Raw genomic sequence first — 14,969 nt, 5'->3', positions numbered from 1 at the left:
ACTGTGTGAAATCATTCACGTTGGAAGGATTCATCATGACAGTTTCTCATATTCTCGGCTATCCCCGCATCGGCGCACAGCGCGAGCTGAAAAAAGTCACGGAAGCTTACTGGAAGGGCGACGTTAGCCGTGACGAACTGGAAGCCGCAGGCCAAGCGCTGCGTCTTACCCACTGGCAAACTCAGCAAGCCGCGGGGCTGGACATGGTCAGCGTGGGTGATTTCGCATTTTATGACCAAGTGCTGAACGTTTCTGTGATGCTGGGGGCGGTACCTGACCGCTTTCACGCCCAAGACGAGGTCAGCGCAGGCCGCGTCGACCTGGATACCGCCTTTCGTATGGCCCGTGGCCGCGCGCCGAGCGGTACCCCGGCGGCGGCCTGCGAGATGACTAAATATTTCGATACCAACTACCACTACCTAGTGCCGGAGCTTCATAAAGGGCAGACGTTTACCTTAGCCTCCACGCGGCTATTTGACGAGGTAGACGAAGCCCTGCAGGCGGGCTTTACGCCTAAAGTAACGCTGACCGGGCCGCTGACATGGCTATGGCTAGGCAAAACCAAGGGCAGTGAGTTTGACCGTCTTGAGCTTCTTGATAGCGTACTGGATGTTTACAGCGAGACGCTTTCCCGCCTAGCGACTCAGGGTATTGAGTGGGTGCAGCTAGACGAGCCTGCGCTGGTACAGGATTTACCGCTGGCTTGGCAGCAGGCCTACGAGCGCGCTTACCATCGCCTGCAGTCGGCCCCGCTGAAGCTGCTGGTGGCCACTTACTTCGGCGCGCTGGGCGATAATCTTTCGCTCACCACGCGGCTACCGGTAGAGGGCCTGCATATTGATGCCGTGCGTGCTCCTGAGCAGGTGGAGAGCGTGATTGACCGGTTAAGCCCGCATCAGGTGCTCTCGGTAGGTTTAGTGGATGGTCGGAATATCTGGCGGGCCGATTTGGCAGCACTGCGTGAGCGCCTGCTGCCGCTGAAAGTGCGGTTGGGCCAGCGGCTGTGGCTCGCGCCTAGCTGCTCGCTGCTTCACGTGCCGGTCGACCTGCGTCAAGAGACCGAGCTAGACGCTGAGCTCGTGAACTGGCTGGCGTTTGCTCGTCAGAAGCTGGATGAAGTGGTCACGCTGGCGCGACTGATTGATAACCGTGCTACGCCGGAAGATGAGCAGCGCCTGAGCGAGGCAACCCGCGCCTTGGATGCGCGCCGGGAGTCGACGCGTATTCACCAGCCCGCGGTGAGCGAGCGGCTAGCCGCTATCACGTCTCAGGATAGCCAGCGTCAATCGCCCTATGCACAGCGTACGCAAGCCCAGCGTCGACTGCTTGCGCTGCCGCTTTTCCCGACGACGACGATTGGGTCGTTCCCGCAGACGGATGCCATTCGCTCTGCACGCCGGGCATTTAAAGCCGGTGAACTAAGCCAAGCGGACTATGAAGCGCGGATGCGCGAAGAGATTGCTTACGCCGTGGAGCGTCAGGAAGCGCTGGGCTTAGACGTGCCGGTGCACGGCGAAGCCGAACGTAACGATATGGTGGAGTACTTTGGTGAGCAGCTCGACGGTTTTGCGTTTACCCGCTTTGGCTGGGTGCAGAGCTACGGCTCCCGCTGTGTGAAGCCGCCTATTATCTTTGGTGACGTGACACGCCCTGCTCCGATGACCGTACGCTGGAGCGAGTATGCCCAGACGCTAACGCAAAAGCCGATGAAAGGCATGTTGACCGGGCCGGTGACGATTCTGCAGTGGTCGTTTGTGCGTGATGACCAGCCCCGCGCCACTACCTGCCGTCAGATCGCCTTGGCACTGCGCGACGAAGTGTGTGACCTGGAAAAAGCTGGCATTCATGTGATTCAAATTGACGAGCCAGCGCTGCGTGAAGGACTTCCGCTGCGCCAAAGCGAGTGGCAAGCGTACTTGGACTGGGCTGTTGAGAGCTTCCAACTGAGTGCCGCAGGCGTGGCCGACAGCACGCAGATTCATACCCATATGTGCTATTCGGAGTTCAATGACATTATTGGTGCCATTGCAGCGCTGGATGCCGATGTGATCACCATCGAGACGTCGCGTTCAGATATGCAACTGCTGGATGCGTTTCAGGACTTTGCCTACCCCAATGAAATTGGGCCGGGCGTCTATGATATCCACACGCCGAATATTCCCGAGGTGGAGTGGATGGTGGCACTGATGGAGAAAGCGCTGGAGAAAATCCCAGCCGAACGCCTATGGGTGAACCCGGATTGCGGATTGAAAACCCGTGGATGGACTGAAGTAGAGCCAGCCCTCGCTAATATGGTGGAGGCCGCTGAGCAGCTGCGTCAGCGCTACGCTTAAGCCAAGCTGGCTGCTCGGCTGCAATTTACCCCGCTGCTAAGTGCAGCGGGGTTTTTGCATTAGCTCTTAGAGGCGTAGGCGTAAAGCAGCGTTTCCTGGGCGCTAATCGCGTCGCCGCTGCCGGGGTCCTGTAGCTGGTAGCTGCCGTCGCTCTGTAACAGCCAACTTTGGCAGTTATCTACGAGGTAGGTTTCCAGGTCTTTACGTACCCGGGTGGCGAGCTTCTTATCCAGCAGCGGGAAGCAGGTTTCGACCCGATGGAACATATTGCGCGACATGAAATCGGCGCTGGAACACCAAATTTCCGGCTTGCCGTCGTTATGGAAGTGGAACACCCGCGTGTGTTCAAGAAAGCGACCGATAATCGATCGAACGCGAATATTCTCTGATACCCCTGGCACGCCTGGCTTCAAGCAGCACATGCCGCGAATGATGAGGTCGCACTCCACGCCTGCCTGGGAGGCACGATACAGCGCCTTGATCAGTTTGGGCTCGGTCAACGAGTTACATTTAATGATGATATGCCCGCGTTTTTCTTTACGTGCCACCTGGGCCTCGCGATCGATCATTTCAACGAGACGCTCGTGCAGCGTAAAGGGCGCATGCAGCAGCGTATCAATTTTGCGCGCCCGGCCCATGCCCGAAAGCTGCTGGAAAACTTTATGCACGTCGGCACAAAGCGCCTCGTTGGCGGTAAGCAGGCTGTAGTCGGTATAGAGCTTGGCGGTTTTTGAGTGGTAGTTGCCGGTGCCCAGGTGCACATAGTGGCGCAGCTCACCTTTTTCACGGCGCACGATGTGCAGCATCTTGGCGTGGGTCTTGTACGCCATAATGCCGTAAATCACGATAGCCCCTGCCTCCTGCAAGCGCGAGGCCAGTTGCAGGTTATCCGCCTCGTCAAAGCGTGCCCGCAGCTCAATCACCACCGTCACTTCTTTACCCTGGCTAGCAGCGTCTACCAGCGCGCTGACGATGGGGGAGTCTGAGCCGGTGCGGTAAAGCGTTTGCTTGATGGCCAGCACATCCGGGTCCCGGGCGGCTTCCCGCAGCAAATCCTCAATGGGAGAGAAGGACTGGAAGGGGTGGTGCAGCAATATATCGCTTTTGGCGATGGCGCTAAATAAGCTGCCGCCTTTCAGCGCTTTGGGCACGCTGGGGGCAAACGGGCGGTAGAGCAGCTCGGGACGGTCCACATCGCCCAGCACTGCCATCATGCGGGTCAGGTTTACGGGCCCCTGAACGCGATAAAGGTCACCGCTCTCCAAGTCAAACTGGCGCAGTAGGAAGTTGGTCAAATCGTCCGGGCAGTTGTCGGCGACTTCCAAACGCACGCCGCTGCCGTAGCGCCGGGCCAGCAGCTCCCCACGCAGGGCCGAGGCAAGATCGGATACCTCTTCAGGATCAACGGTCATGTCCGCGTTGCGGGTCAGGCGGAACTGGTAGCAGCCCCGCACGCGCATGCCAGGAAAGAGCTCTTCGGCATGGGCGTGAATCATTGACGATAAGAATACGTACTCAGAGAAGCCATCGGCGCAAAGCTCCTTGGGCAGCGCCATTAGGCGCGGCAGCGAGCGTGGGGCGGGCAGAATCGCCATGCCGCCCGCTCGGCCAAAGGCATCTTTGCCTTCAAGTTCGACAATAAAGTTGAGACTCTTATTCACCAGCCGTGGGAACGGGTGTGATGGGTCCAGGCCAATGGGGCTAATCACCGGCATGATTTCGTTATCGAAAAAGTCCCGCACCCAAGCTTTTTGAGCGTCGGTCCACTGGTCGCGGCGGCGGAAACGCAGCCCCTGGGCTTCTAGCGCAGGCAGTAGCGTGTCGTTGAGAATCTCGTACTGGCGGGCAATCTGTTGGTGAGCAATCTCGGAAATCTCAGCCAGCACGGCTTTGGGCAGGCGGCCATCAGCAGCGGTAGTGTCATCGCCCAAGGCCATTTGATGTTTTAATCCCGCCACACGAATCTCGAAAAACTCATCCATGTTGGAGGAAAAAATCAGCAGGAACATCAGCCGGTTGAGAAGTGGGTGCGCATCGTCTAACGCCTGCTCTAACACACGAATATTAAACTGTAGGTGAGAAAGCTCGCGGTTAAAGTAGAGCTGCGGATCGTCAAGGTCAGCTTCAGTATGCGACTCTTTTGCTTGAACCCCGGTGGGTGTGCGGTTAATACGCAGCGGTGCAATATCGGCTTCGCCGCTCAGTTGCTCATTGGGCGGTACTGGTAATGCTGGCGTGGAATCTATAGCGTTGTCGTCCATGGTTGCCCCCCGCGGTAGTGGTTCGTACTCATCATAGCGTTTTAACGTTTATTAGGGTGAGTATGCAGGGGGAAGATGACAAATAGGTGTCACCGATTTGTCATCTTAATGGCATAAATGACGGTTAACGCTGCAGCAGGCGAGCGGCCTCTAGGGCAAAGTAGGTCAAGATGCCGTCGGCCCCAGCGCGCTTAAAGCACATCAGTGACTCCAGAATCACTGGCTCCGCTTCTAGCCAGCCGTTATCGAACGCTGCACGGTGCATGGCGTACTCACCGCTGACCTGGTAGGCAAAGGTAGGCACTTGGTGCTCGCTTTTCACTCGGCGTACCACGTCCAGGTAGGGCATGCCTGGCTTGACCATCACCATATCAGCGCCTTCTGCAATATCCATCGCGACTTCGTGCAGCGCTTCATCGCTGTTGGCGGGGTCCATCTGGTAGGTACGCTTGTCCGCTTTGCCCAGATTGGCGGCTGAGCCGACCGCATCGCGGAAGGGGCCGTAATAGTGGGAAGCATACTTGGCGCTGTAGGCCATAATGCGCACGTTATGCAGATGCTCCTGCTCCAGCACTTGGCGAATGGCACCAATGCGGCCATCCATCATATCGGAAGGGGCCACTACATCGGCGCCTGCTTCCGCGTGGGAGAGCGCTTGTTTGAGTAACGTGTCGACGGTGCGGTCGTTTTGAACGTAGCCGTGCTCATCCAGAATACCGTCCTGGCCGTGACTGGTGTAAGGGTCCAGCGCCACATCGGTAATGATTCCCAGCTCCGGCAGTGCTTCTTTGAGTGCACGAACGGTGCGCTGCACTAGTCCGCTGGCGTTATAGGCCTCTTCGGCCAGTTCGCTTTTCTGCTCAGGGCCAATCACCGGGAACAGCGCCAGTGCGGGAATACCCAGCGCATAGGCTTCGCGGGCCTGCTCAATCAGCAGATCAATCGAGAGACGCTCGACGCCGGGCATGGAGGCCACCGCTTCGCGCTGTTTTTCACCTTCTAAGACAAACACCGGCAGAATCAAGTCGCTGGGCGTCAGCGTAGACTCCTGCATCAAGCGGCGCGAGAAGTCATCCCGACGCATACGGCGCATTCGGGTAGCGGGGAAGTGGCGTGGGCTTGAGGTATTCAACGGCTCTCTCCAGGCAATCGCATCGTGGGCGCCCCGTGTATCAGGGCTTGGTGTGAGTATATCAGGCATGCCATACAGCGAAAGCCGCCTTGTGGCGGCAATAGAGACTGACTAAAGTGAGCCATTCAGCCACAGAGATGGCTTGGACAAGGAGATAGGTATGACGAAGCAGGTAGCAATCGTATTGGCGGGTTGTGGCGTGTTTGATGGCTCGGAAATTTACGAGACCACCCTGACGCTGTTACGCCTTGACCAGTTGGGGATCGGTTATCGCTGCTTTGCCCCGGATGTGGCTCAGCACCATGTGATTAATCACCTAGACCAAGCGCCGGTAGAGGGCGAAACCCGCAATGTGCTGCAGGAGTCTGCCCGTTTGGCCCGTGGTGATATTAGCCCGATTACCGAGCTTGATTCTGATGAGTTCGATGCAGTGATCGTGCCGGGTGGTTTTGGGGTGGCTAAAAACCTCTCTGATTTCGCCATGCAGAGCGACAGCATGCAGGTGCTGGAGAGCGTCAAAGAGGCGTTAGCCGGGTTTAAAGAGGACGCCAAGCCCATCGGCTTGATGTGTATTGCCCCGGTGATGGTGCCGCGCCTACTAGGCGATGGCATTGCGGTCACTATTGGCCATGACCCGAGCGTATCTGGCGCGATTAGCGCCATGGGCGGTTTGCACCGCAGCTGCGGCGTGGAAGATATTGTGGTAGACCATGAACACCGCGTAGTGACAACGCCAGCATATATGCTCGCCACGCGTATCAGCGAAGCCGCTACTGGTATTTTTAAGCTGGTAGATCGCATCGATGAAATGATGGGCTAAGTGCCCGCACGGTAGCGATTAGTAGGAAAAAAGCCTCTGTCATCGTGGGATGACAGAGGCTTTTTAGCATAGAGCGCTTGAGAGCTTACGACTCCTGATCTTCGGCGTCTGCTTCTGCGCGGCGCTTGCGGACCAAGCGGCCAAAGAGCAAACCAACCTCATATAAAAGATACATAGGGATCGCTAGCAGGCTTTGGGAGATGACATCCGGCGGTGTCAGTAGCATACCCACCACAAAGCAGCCTAAAACAATGTAAGGACGCTTTTTGGAGAGACTCTCAACGGTTGTGGCACCAGACAAAATCAGTAGGAACGTGGCAATGGGAATCTCAAAGGCCACCCCAAACGCAAAGAACAGCTTCAGTACGAAGTTGAGGTACTGGTTAATGTCGGTCATTACCGCAACGTTTTCCGGGCCGGTTTGGGTGAAAAACTCAAACAGCAGCGGAAATACCACGTAATAGGCAAAGGCCGCACCGGCATAAAACAGCGCCACGCTGGAAACCAAAATAGGAATAGCCAGCATTTTCTCGTTGTCGTAAAGCCCTGGCGCGACGAAGGCCCAGGCTTGATGCAGCACAAAGGGGATAGCAATAAAGACCGCCACCACCAGGGTGAGTTTGAACGGTGCTAAAAACGGCGAGGCGACCTCGGTGGCAATCATCTGCGAGCCTTCCGGCAGTAGCGCCATCAGCGGCTCTGCCACAAAGCTGTAGATGTCGTTAGCAAACGAGTAGAGCCCCAGAAAAACCACCAATATCACTACAATCGCCTTCATTAAGCGCGAACGCAGTTCGATGAGGTGCTCAATGAGAGGCGCTTGGCTTTGGTCGTTTTGCGGCTCCTGGGAATCGCCAGACATACTCATTGGTGGTTGCTATCCTTTTGATGATCGGCCTTGTCGGAGGGAGCAGGGGCGTCTTCACGAACCGTTTGCAGCGCGTCGTCTAGCCGGGCGCTGGCGTTAGCCACCCGCTGCTCGGTGGCATCCTGGCCGGGAGCCCCTTCGCGGCTGCTAGCGGGCGCATCAGCAATGCTCTCTACATCCTGTTTGGCTTTCTTCAGGCTGTCGTCGAGCTTCTTCTGCTGTTCGTTTAGCTTTTGCCGCAGCTCTTCCGCTTCCAGTTGAGCGCTAATTTCACGCTGCATGCCGGATACCGTACGCTTGATCTTGCCGATCCATAGCCCTGCCGTGCGTGCCGCTTTGGGCAGCCGCTCAGGGCCGAGCACCAGTAGCGCCACGATGCCAATGAGCATGAGTTCAAGAAAGCCGATATCCAGCATGGCTTATTTGCGCTCTTCGTTACGGTCAGCAGCAGCGCGTTTCTCTTCCGCCTGTACGTCGTAGGTATTGCCGGCTTCTTCGTGGCTCACTTTCGCTTGAGGCTGGTCGGCGTCTTTCTTATCGCCCTCTTTTTCCTCTTCGTGCATGGCTTTCTTAAAGCCCTTCACTGCACCGCCTAAGTCGGTGCCCACGTTACGCAGTTTTTTAGTGCCGAAAATCAGGATGATAATGCCCAGAACAATCAGCAACTGCCAAATACTGATACCACCTAACATATGCATTTCCTCATCGAAGCAGGGTTAACGTTATGATCGGGACGCTTTTTCGTCGTGGCCAGAAATACCGAACCGCCGGGCGAGTTCATCAAGTACTCGCTGATGGTCAAGATCCAGATGCGACAGCATGACAAGGCTATGAAACCACAGGTCGGCCGTTTCGGCGATCAACGCTTCACGGTCCTGTTCGCTGCCGTGCTCGGCGTCTTTGGCTGCCAGCAGCGTTTCGGTGGCTTCTTCGCCGACTTTTTCGAGTATCTTGTTCAAACCCTTATGATGCAAGGAGGCAACATAAGAATCTTCTGGATTAGCGTGGCGGCGCTGCTTTAAAACCTCAGCAAGGGCGTCAAGCACAGGAACATGGTTAGCGTCGGTCATGGTGTTCTCTTTATCAATCGGCGGCGTCGTTTCGTCAAGTGATTGCATCGTATCAGTGCCAGATCAGCAGTATTAAGCCGGCACCCGCAGCCGCGAGTATCGGCCAATCCTGAGTGGCAGCCCAACTACTGAGTGGCTGCCAAGCCAGCGCAATAGCGACTAGGGCCAAGCCAATGCGCAGCCGATGCTGGCGCTTACCTTGCTGACTCATTTGGCGGCGCATCTGGCTGATCGCCGTCACTTGCTGATGGCGCTGACGGTGCTCATGCTCCATGCGGCTAAGCGCCTGATGAGCAAGCACCGGTAGTTCGGGCAGTTGATGAGAAAGCTCCGGCGCTTGGCGCTTGAGGGACTCCCACAGCCCGCCAATGCCTGCCCGCTCTTTCATCCACTTCTCTAAATAGGGCTTGGCGGTGCTCCAAAGGTCCAGGTCGGGGTAGAGCTGGCGGCCCAGGCCTTCAATATTGAGTAGCGTCTTTTGCAGCAGCACCAGTTGGGGCTGCACTTCCATATTAAAACGCCGGGCGGTCTGGAAAAGCCCGAGCAGCACCTGTCCAAAAGAGATGTCCTTGAGCGGCTTCTCTAAAATGGGCTCGCAAACTGTGCGGATAGCGGCGGCAAATTCGTTGGCGCGGGTGTTTTCACCTACCCAGCCCGATTCAATGTGCAGCGCGGCGACCTCGTAGTAATCCTGATGGAAAAACGCCAGCAGGTTACGGGCCAAGTAGTCCTGATCTTCCCGCGTTAAGCTGCCCACAATGCCGCAGTCAATCGCAATATATTGCGGGTCTTCCGGGTCATCGCAGTTCACAAAGATGTTGCCGGGGTGCATATCCGCATGGAAGAAGTTATCGCGGAACACCTGGGTGAAGAAAATTTCCACCCCGCGCTCGGCGAGCTTCTTCAGATTTGTGCCCCGTGCGATCAGGGTGTCCAGATCGGCGACCGGCACGCCGCGAATGCGCTCCTGCACCATGACGTGGCGTCGAGTGTAGGGCCAGTAAATAGTCGGCACAAACAGCAGCGGTGAGTCTTTGAAATTACGCTTGAGCTGCGAGGTATTAGCGGCCTCCTTGTAGAGGTCCAACTCGTCGAACAGTGTCGCCTCGTAATCGCGGATTACTTCGACAGGGCGTAAGCGCCTAGCTTCCGGCACTTTGGAAAGCAGTTTGGCGACCTGATACATCAAGCCCATGTCTTGACGCATGATGCGGTCAATGCCGGGGCGGATGATCTTGACCACCACGTCTTCGCCGCTGTGAAGTGTAGCGGCGTGGACTTGGGCAATCGATGCCGATGCCAATGGCACGCGATCAAAGGCGGCAAAGGCTTCTGCCAGTGTCATCTCTAGCTCGCTTTCCACCCGCGCCGCAGCCAGCTCACCAGGGAAGGGCGGCACTTGGTCTTGCAGGCGCTTCAGCTCATCGGCGATATCTTCGGGCAGCAGATCGCGTCGGGTAGAGAGCATTTGACCAAATTTAATAAAAATCGGCCCCAGCGCCTCCAGAGCCAACCGTAGGCGCTCGCCACGGCTGCGCTGCCCCACGGGCACTAGCTGCAGTGGCGACAGCTTCAGCAGCAGGCGCATCCAAAGCGGTAGGCGTTCAGCGGGAATCAAGGTGTCTAAACGGTGCCGCGTGACGACCCAGACAATTTTAAACAGCCGCAGGCTCATCCGCGCTGCTCCTTAGGCGTTGATGGTTCCGCTGGCTGCGTGAGTCGCTTATGGAGACGGTTAAGTCGCGCTTCCAGGCGGTCGGTGGCGATCTCAAGCTCAGTCAGGTGGTCGCGGAGCACGTCGCGCTGTTGGCGGCCGGGCAGCAGGCGCGCTTCCTCAAACACGTACTCCGATACGTCCTGCAGCAGCTCGTCCTTGGCACGCAGCCCCCACCGGGCCGCACGTCGAATACCTTCCGCCAGCGAGTGAGCAGGCATGTCGCCTAGCCAGCGCGCCAGTTCGCTCTCCCAATCAATATCTAGATCGAACAGCAGATCGCGGGTCGCTTCCAATAGGTGGATGCGCCCGCGTACGGCCAGTTTGCCGTCGAACATCAGCCGCTCAATGGAAGCGCCGCTCAGCCATTCGGAAAGTGTTTCAGGCGTCAGTTCCACCACGGCATCGACGTCGGTCTCTTCCACCTCATCGCCATGTTGCAGATCAACGCCTGTCGCGTGGTAGCACAGAAGAAGCGCTAAATGAGGTTTCTCAAGCCGAACCAACAGTCGACTGCCCGCTAGCGCCGCCAGCCGCGTAGGTGCGGCTGGATCGCGGGCAAGTAGAGCATTTAACGTGCGTTCACATCCGGCCAGCAGCAGGGTCGGGGTGACTAGCATGCTGACCTCTGGTGCCAGAGGATGATCGCTTGATGCTGCTGTGTCATAACTTGATGCCGCGGTGGAGGGCGACAATACCGCCGGTCAGGTTGGTGTACTCGACCCGTTCAAGCCCGGCCGCTTCCATCATGCCTTTCAGGGTGTCTTGATCCGGATGCATGCGAATCGATTCGGCCAAGTAGCGATAGCTTTCGCCGTCACCCGCCACCAGCTCGCCCATCTTGGGCAGCAGGCGGAAAGAGTACTCATCGTAGGCCTTGGAGAGCAGCGGGTTGTTGGGCTTGGAGAACTCCAGCACCAGCAGGCGGCCGCCTGGCTTGAGTACCCGTGCCATAGAACGCAGCGCGGCATCTTTATCGGTGACGTTACGCAAGCCGAAGGCAATGGTAATGCAGTCGAAGCTGTTATCCGGGAAGGGTAGGCACTCGGCGTTGGCCTGCACGTACTCTACGTTGCCGCCCACGCCGTTATCCATCAGCTTGTCGCGGCCAACGCGTAACATGGAGGCATTGATATCGGCCAAAACGACTTTGCCACGCGGGCCAACCAAGCGGGAGAACTTTAGGGTGAGATCGCCCGTGCCGCCAGCGATATCCAGCACATGGTGCCCTGGGCGAACGCCTGCGCGCTCAATGGTGAGTCGCTTCCAGACCCGGTGAATACCCATGGACATCAGGTCGTTCATCACGTCATAGCGGGCGGCTACTGAGTGGAATACATCGGCCACGCGAGAGGCTTTCTCGTCGACCGGCACTTCTTGGTAGCCGAAATGGGTAGTGCGCTTTTCGGTGGGGCTCATGGGGCTTTAGCTCCCGAGTTCGAGGCGGTAGTTGTTGACCGTTAGGTCATCGCAATAAGTGGTTGGCAACATTGTAGCCTTCCCGACCCCGGCTTGTCTGCGCTTCACCTGGGGCACCGCGTCACAGCTGCTTGAATTGAATGCCCGCAGGCTCGCGGGAGGCCCCTGCCTCTTCCAAGCGTTTGAGATAATTCTGCCAATAGGCATCTTGATGTGTGGCAAGGTCAAACAGGTAGTTCCAGCTGAACAAGCCGCTGTCGTGACCGTCATCAAAGTGCAGTTTGAGCGCGTAGTTACCGGCCTGAGTAATATTTTGCAGGCCGACTTCCTTTTTACCGACTTGTAGCACGGCCGTGTCGCCGCCGTGGCCGCGCACTTCGGCAGAAGGGGAGTAAACCCTCAGAAACTCAACGGGCAGCCGATAGGTGTCACCGCTGGCATAGCCAAGCTCCAGTTCGCGAGCCTGCTTATGGTAGTGAACCCGTGTGGGTGTCGGGGCGTTCATGAATACGGGAACCTCGTGACGATAAGTAGCAAAAGCAGCCTGCCCGCAAAGCGGACAAGCTGCCGGTGGCTATACCGATAGTAGCGCTTACAGAATATAGCGCGACAGGTCTTCGTCGACCGCCAGTTCGCCTAGCTGAGCGTTGACGTAGTCAGCGTCGATGACCAAGGGGCTATCCATATCACCACCCTTGAACGATGCCTCTTCCAATAGGCGCTCTAGCACAGTGTGCAGGCGGCGAGCACCGATATTCTCGGTGCCTTCGTTCACTTGCCAGGAGATTTCGGCAATGCGCTCAATACCGTCCGGGGTGAACTCAAGGTCTAGCCCTTCGGTCGCCAGCAGCGCTTGGTACTGCTTGGTCAGTGAGGCAGACGGCTCGGTGAGAATCCGCTTGAAGTCGCCCGGCGTTAGCGCATCCAGCTCAACGCGAATCGGCAGGCGGCCCTGCAGTTCCGGAATCAGGTCAGAAGGCCGTGACAGATGGAAAGCACCGGAAGCGATGAACAGAATGTGGTCGGTTTTGACCATGCCGTACTTGGTCGACACCGTCGAGCCCTCGATTAGCGGTAGCAGGTCGCGCTGCACGCCTTCCCGAGACACTTCGCCACCGCTGGACTGGCCGCTGCCCTTGGCGACTTTGTCGATCTCGTCCAGGAACACGATGCCGTGCTGCTCGACGGCTTCCACCGCACGGGCTTTGATCTCTTCTTCGTTGACCAGCTTGCCGGCTTCTTCATCACGTAGCAGCACCAGCGCTTCTTTCACGGTCACGCGGCGCTGCTCACGCTTCTGCTGGCCCATGTTGGAGAACAGGCTCTGCAGTTGGCTGGTCATCTCTTCCATACCCGGAGGGGTCATGATGTCGATGCCTTGGCCGTGGGAGGAGATCTCAATATCGATCTCTTTATCGTCAAGCTGGCCTTCACGCAGCTTTTTGCGGAAGGTCTGACGAGTGCCGCTATCTTCGCGGGGCTTATCTTCCTGGCCTCGGGGCGGCGGCAGCAGGGCGTCGAGTACACGGTCTTCAGCGGCGTCTTCGGCGCGGTGGCCGACTTCTTCTTTGGCGTGCTCGCGGACCATCTTGATCGCCGCTTCCATTAGGTCGCGGATAATCGACTCGACGTCGCGGCCCACGTAGCCCACTTCGGTGAACTTGGTGGCTTCTACCTTGATAAACGGCGCACGGGCCAGCTTCGCCAACCGGCGGGCAATTTCGGTTTTACCCACGCCGGTGGGGCCAATCATCAGGATATTTTTCGGCGTAACTTCCGGGCGCAGCTCGTCGTCGAGCTGCATGCGACGCCAGCGGTTACGCAGGGCAATAGCCACGGCGCGCTTGGCATCTTGCTGGCCGATAATGTACTGATCCAGCGCATGGACGATTTCGCGGGGTGTCATCTGGGTCATTAAAGTGGCCTCAACGTTCGTTGATGTTCAGCTCTTCGAGCGTCACGTGGTGATTGGTGAATACGCAGATGTCACCAGCGATGGCGAGGGATTTTTCAGTAATCTCGCGGGCGGATAGCTCAGTATTTTCGAGCAGCGCGCGGGCGCTGGCCTGGGCAAAGTTGCCGCCTGAGCCAATCGCAATAATGCCGCGCTCCGGCTCAACCACATCGCCGTTACCGGTAATAATCAGCGAGGCGCTGTGGTCGGCCACGGCCAACAGGGCTTCTAAGCGGCGCAGCGCGCGGTCGGTGCGCCAATCTTTGGCCAGCTCAACCGCTGCCTTGGTTAAATGGCCCTGATACTTTTCAAGCTGCGCTTCAAAACGCTCAAATAGGGTAAACGCATCAGCGGTGCCACCGGCGAAACCGGCCAACACTTTGCCACGGTAAAGGCGGCGTACTTTGCTGGCATTGCCTTTCATCACGGTGTTGCCAAGCGAGACTTGGCCGTCGCCTGCGAGGGCTACTTGGTTACCGCGGCGAACGGAAACAATTGTGGTCATGGAGATAACTCCTTGGGGGAGACGCGCTCCCGATGACTGATCGGCCGCCTGGGCGGCCGTATAAAAAGCGATTCCCAACAAAATGCGGGCGGCTGATAAAAAATCAACCGCCCGCAAGCGAAAGCCATCAGATAAAGCGTGTCTGGCGCAGCCCAGCACGCTGTTAGTTAGTTCTGTAGCTGTATCAGCAGCGGCTCAATGCCTTGTGTGCTCATTAAGTCCTGAGCGCGGTTGAGCTCGCGGGTGTCGTCGTAGGGGCCAACCTGAACCCGGTGCCAGGTATCACCGTTGGCCTGCACTTCACTGATCTGCGCTAGCAGGCTTAGGTTACGCAGCCGGCTGCGCAGCTGTTCGGCATCGCCAATCTCACGAAACGAAGCGGCTTGCAGCATATAGCGGCTGGGCGTGCTGTTGGTGGCCGCGGGTGCCTGCTGAGCGGCAGCGGCCTGCTCGTTGGGGCGCGTGTTAGCGGCAATCACCTGAGCAATGGGGTCGTCAGCAGGCGTGCTGGTGGCGGTTTCTGTGCTATCGGTTGACGTATCGGTTGCCGTATCGCTTGCGTCTGCATCACTGGCCGCTACGGTCGGGGGCGTGATGGTCGAGGGAATCGCCCCGCCGGGGGCGATGACTTCGGTTTCAGGCAGCAGCGTGTAGAACTCGAACGTAGGCATAGAGGGCTCGGCGGGCGTTTCGGTTTGCCGCGCCGCGCTGCGCTCATCGCTACCCGCGGGTTTTGGCAATACCGTCGCCTGAGGAACCTCCTGCTGATCTTGCCAGGGAGCGGTGCCATGCTGGTGCTGGGCGAGGAAAAAACCAGCGGCCACCCCGACAATCCCCCACAGCCAGCCGGGTATGCGTAGCCCGCCCCCAGTGCGGCGGGCGGACTTACGCTG

Annotated in this window: 15 protein-coding genes; 2 read left to right on the top strand and 13 right to left on the bottom strand. The window is 57.9% G+C overall.

Going from position 1 to position 14,969, the window contains the following annotated elements:
- Window positions 1–35 precede the first annotated feature (35 nt).
- A complete protein-coding gene (metE, locus tag BIS10_RS02420) occupies window positions 36–2,333 on the top strand; it encodes a 5-methyltetrahydropteroyltriglutamate--homocysteine S-methyltransferase (RefSeq protein ID WP_253502057.1) in 2,298 nt (765 codons plus the stop codon).
- Between the two features lie 59 nt (window positions 2,334–2,392).
- On the opposite strand, the gene ppk1 is transcribed toward metE, so the two are convergent.
- Together ppk1 and hemB are read right to left on the bottom strand one after the other, a co-directional pair.
- Window positions 2,393–4,594, bottom strand: a complete 2,202-nt coding sequence (ppk1, locus tag BIS10_RS02415) for a polyphosphate kinase 1 (RefSeq protein WP_253502054.1) — start codon at window positions 4,592–4,594, stop codon at window positions 2,393–2,395.
- A gap of 124 nt (window positions 4,595–4,718) precedes the next feature.
- Complete coding sequence (hemB, locus tag BIS10_RS02410) at window positions 4,719–5,726, bottom strand: porphobilinogen synthase (RefSeq protein WP_253502104.1); 1,008 nt, start codon at window positions 5,724–5,726, stop codon at window positions 4,719–4,721.
- A gap of 160 nt (window positions 5,727–5,886) precedes the next feature.
- Between hemB and elbB the strand changes: the two genes are divergently transcribed.
- Window positions 5,887–6,546 carry an isoprenoid biosynthesis glyoxalase ElbB gene (gene elbB, locus BIS10_RS02405; RefSeq protein ID WP_253502051.1) on the top strand — a complete coding sequence of 220 codons (660 nt, stop codon included), beginning with the start codon at window positions 5,887–5,889 and terminating at the stop codon, window positions 6,544–6,546.
- Window positions 6,547–6,631: 85 nt separating this feature from the next.
- Here elbB and tatC read toward each other — a convergent pair whose 3' ends face one another.
- From tatC to BIS10_RS02350, 11 genes are all read right to left on the bottom strand, one after another.
- The gene (gene tatC, locus BIS10_RS02400; protein WP_253502048.1) at window positions 6,632–7,414 is read right to left on the bottom strand and encodes a twin-arginine translocase subunit TatC; all 783 of its coding nucleotides are present in this window, start codon (window positions 7,412–7,414) and stop codon (window positions 6,632–6,634) included.
- On the bottom strand, window positions 7,411–7,830 hold the full coding sequence (tatB, locus tag BIS10_RS02395; RefSeq protein WP_253502046.1) for a Sec-independent protein translocase protein TatB: 420 nt from the start codon (window positions 7,828–7,830) through the stop codon (window positions 7,411–7,413). The genes tatC and tatB overlap by 4 nt, the downstream gene beginning before the upstream one ends.
- A 3-nt stretch (window positions 7,831–7,833) precedes the next feature.
- A complete protein-coding gene (tatA, locus tag BIS10_RS02390) occupies window positions 7,834–8,106 on the bottom strand; it encodes a Sec-independent protein translocase subunit TatA (RefSeq protein WP_044630489.1) in 273 nt (90 codons plus the stop codon).
- Window positions 8,107–8,136: 30 nt separating this feature from the next.
- Window positions 8,137–8,484, bottom strand: a complete 348-nt coding sequence (locus BIS10_RS02385; protein ID WP_253502043.1) for a phosphoribosyl-ATP diphosphatase — start codon at window positions 8,482–8,484, stop codon at window positions 8,137–8,139.
- Window positions 8,485–8,536: 52 nt separating this feature from the next.
- Window positions 8,537–10,159 carry a ubiquinone biosynthesis regulatory protein kinase UbiB gene (gene ubiB / locus BIS10_RS02380; protein ID WP_253502040.1) on the bottom strand — a complete coding sequence of 541 codons (1,623 nt, stop codon included), beginning with the start codon at window positions 10,157–10,159 and terminating at the stop codon, window positions 8,537–8,539.
- The gene (locus BIS10_RS02375) at window positions 10,156–10,818 is read right to left on the bottom strand and encodes an SCP2 domain-containing protein (RefSeq protein ID WP_253502037.1); all 663 of its coding nucleotides are present in this window, start codon (window positions 10,816–10,818) and stop codon (window positions 10,156–10,158) included. Before BIS10_RS02375 ends, ubiB begins: the two co-directional genes overlap by 4 nt.
- 43 nt (window positions 10,819–10,861) lie before the next feature.
- Entirely contained in the window at window positions 10,862–11,617 is a 756-nt protein-coding gene (gene ubiE, locus BIS10_RS02370) for a bifunctional demethylmenaquinone methyltransferase/2-methoxy-6-polyprenyl-1,4-benzoquinol methylase UbiE (protein WP_253502034.1), read from the bottom strand.
- A 121-nt stretch (window positions 11,618–11,738) separates the two neighbouring features.
- Entirely contained in the window at window positions 11,739–12,122 is a 384-nt protein-coding gene (locus tag BIS10_RS02365; protein WP_253502031.1) for a gamma-butyrobetaine hydroxylase-like domain-containing protein, read from the bottom strand.
- Window positions 12,123–12,209: 87 nt separating this feature from the next.
- On the bottom strand, window positions 12,210–13,532 hold the full coding sequence (gene hslU, locus BIS10_RS02360; RefSeq protein ID WP_188638974.1) for an ATP-dependent protease ATPase subunit HslU: 1,323 nt from the start codon (window positions 13,530–13,532) through the stop codon (window positions 12,210–12,212).
- Between the two features lie 10 nt (window positions 13,533–13,542).
- On the bottom strand, window positions 13,543–14,076 hold the full coding sequence (gene hslV / locus BIS10_RS02355) for an ATP-dependent protease subunit HslV (RefSeq protein ID WP_044630495.1): 534 nt from the start codon (window positions 14,074–14,076) through the stop codon (window positions 13,543–13,545).
- A 167-nt stretch (window positions 14,077–14,243) separates the two neighbouring features.
- On the bottom strand, window positions 14,244–14,969 hold a 726-nt coding region (locus BIS10_RS02350; protein ID WP_253502028.1), incomplete at its 5' end, for an SPOR domain-containing protein.

This window comes from Halomonas sp. 707B3 (assembly GCF_024158645.1).
Lineage (GTDB): Bacteria > Pseudomonadota > Gammaproteobacteria > Pseudomonadales > Halomonadaceae > Vreelandella > Vreelandella lionensis.
The sequence above is the reverse complement of the archived record's forward strand: the minus strand, read 5'-3'. Positions and strand labels throughout refer to the sequence as shown.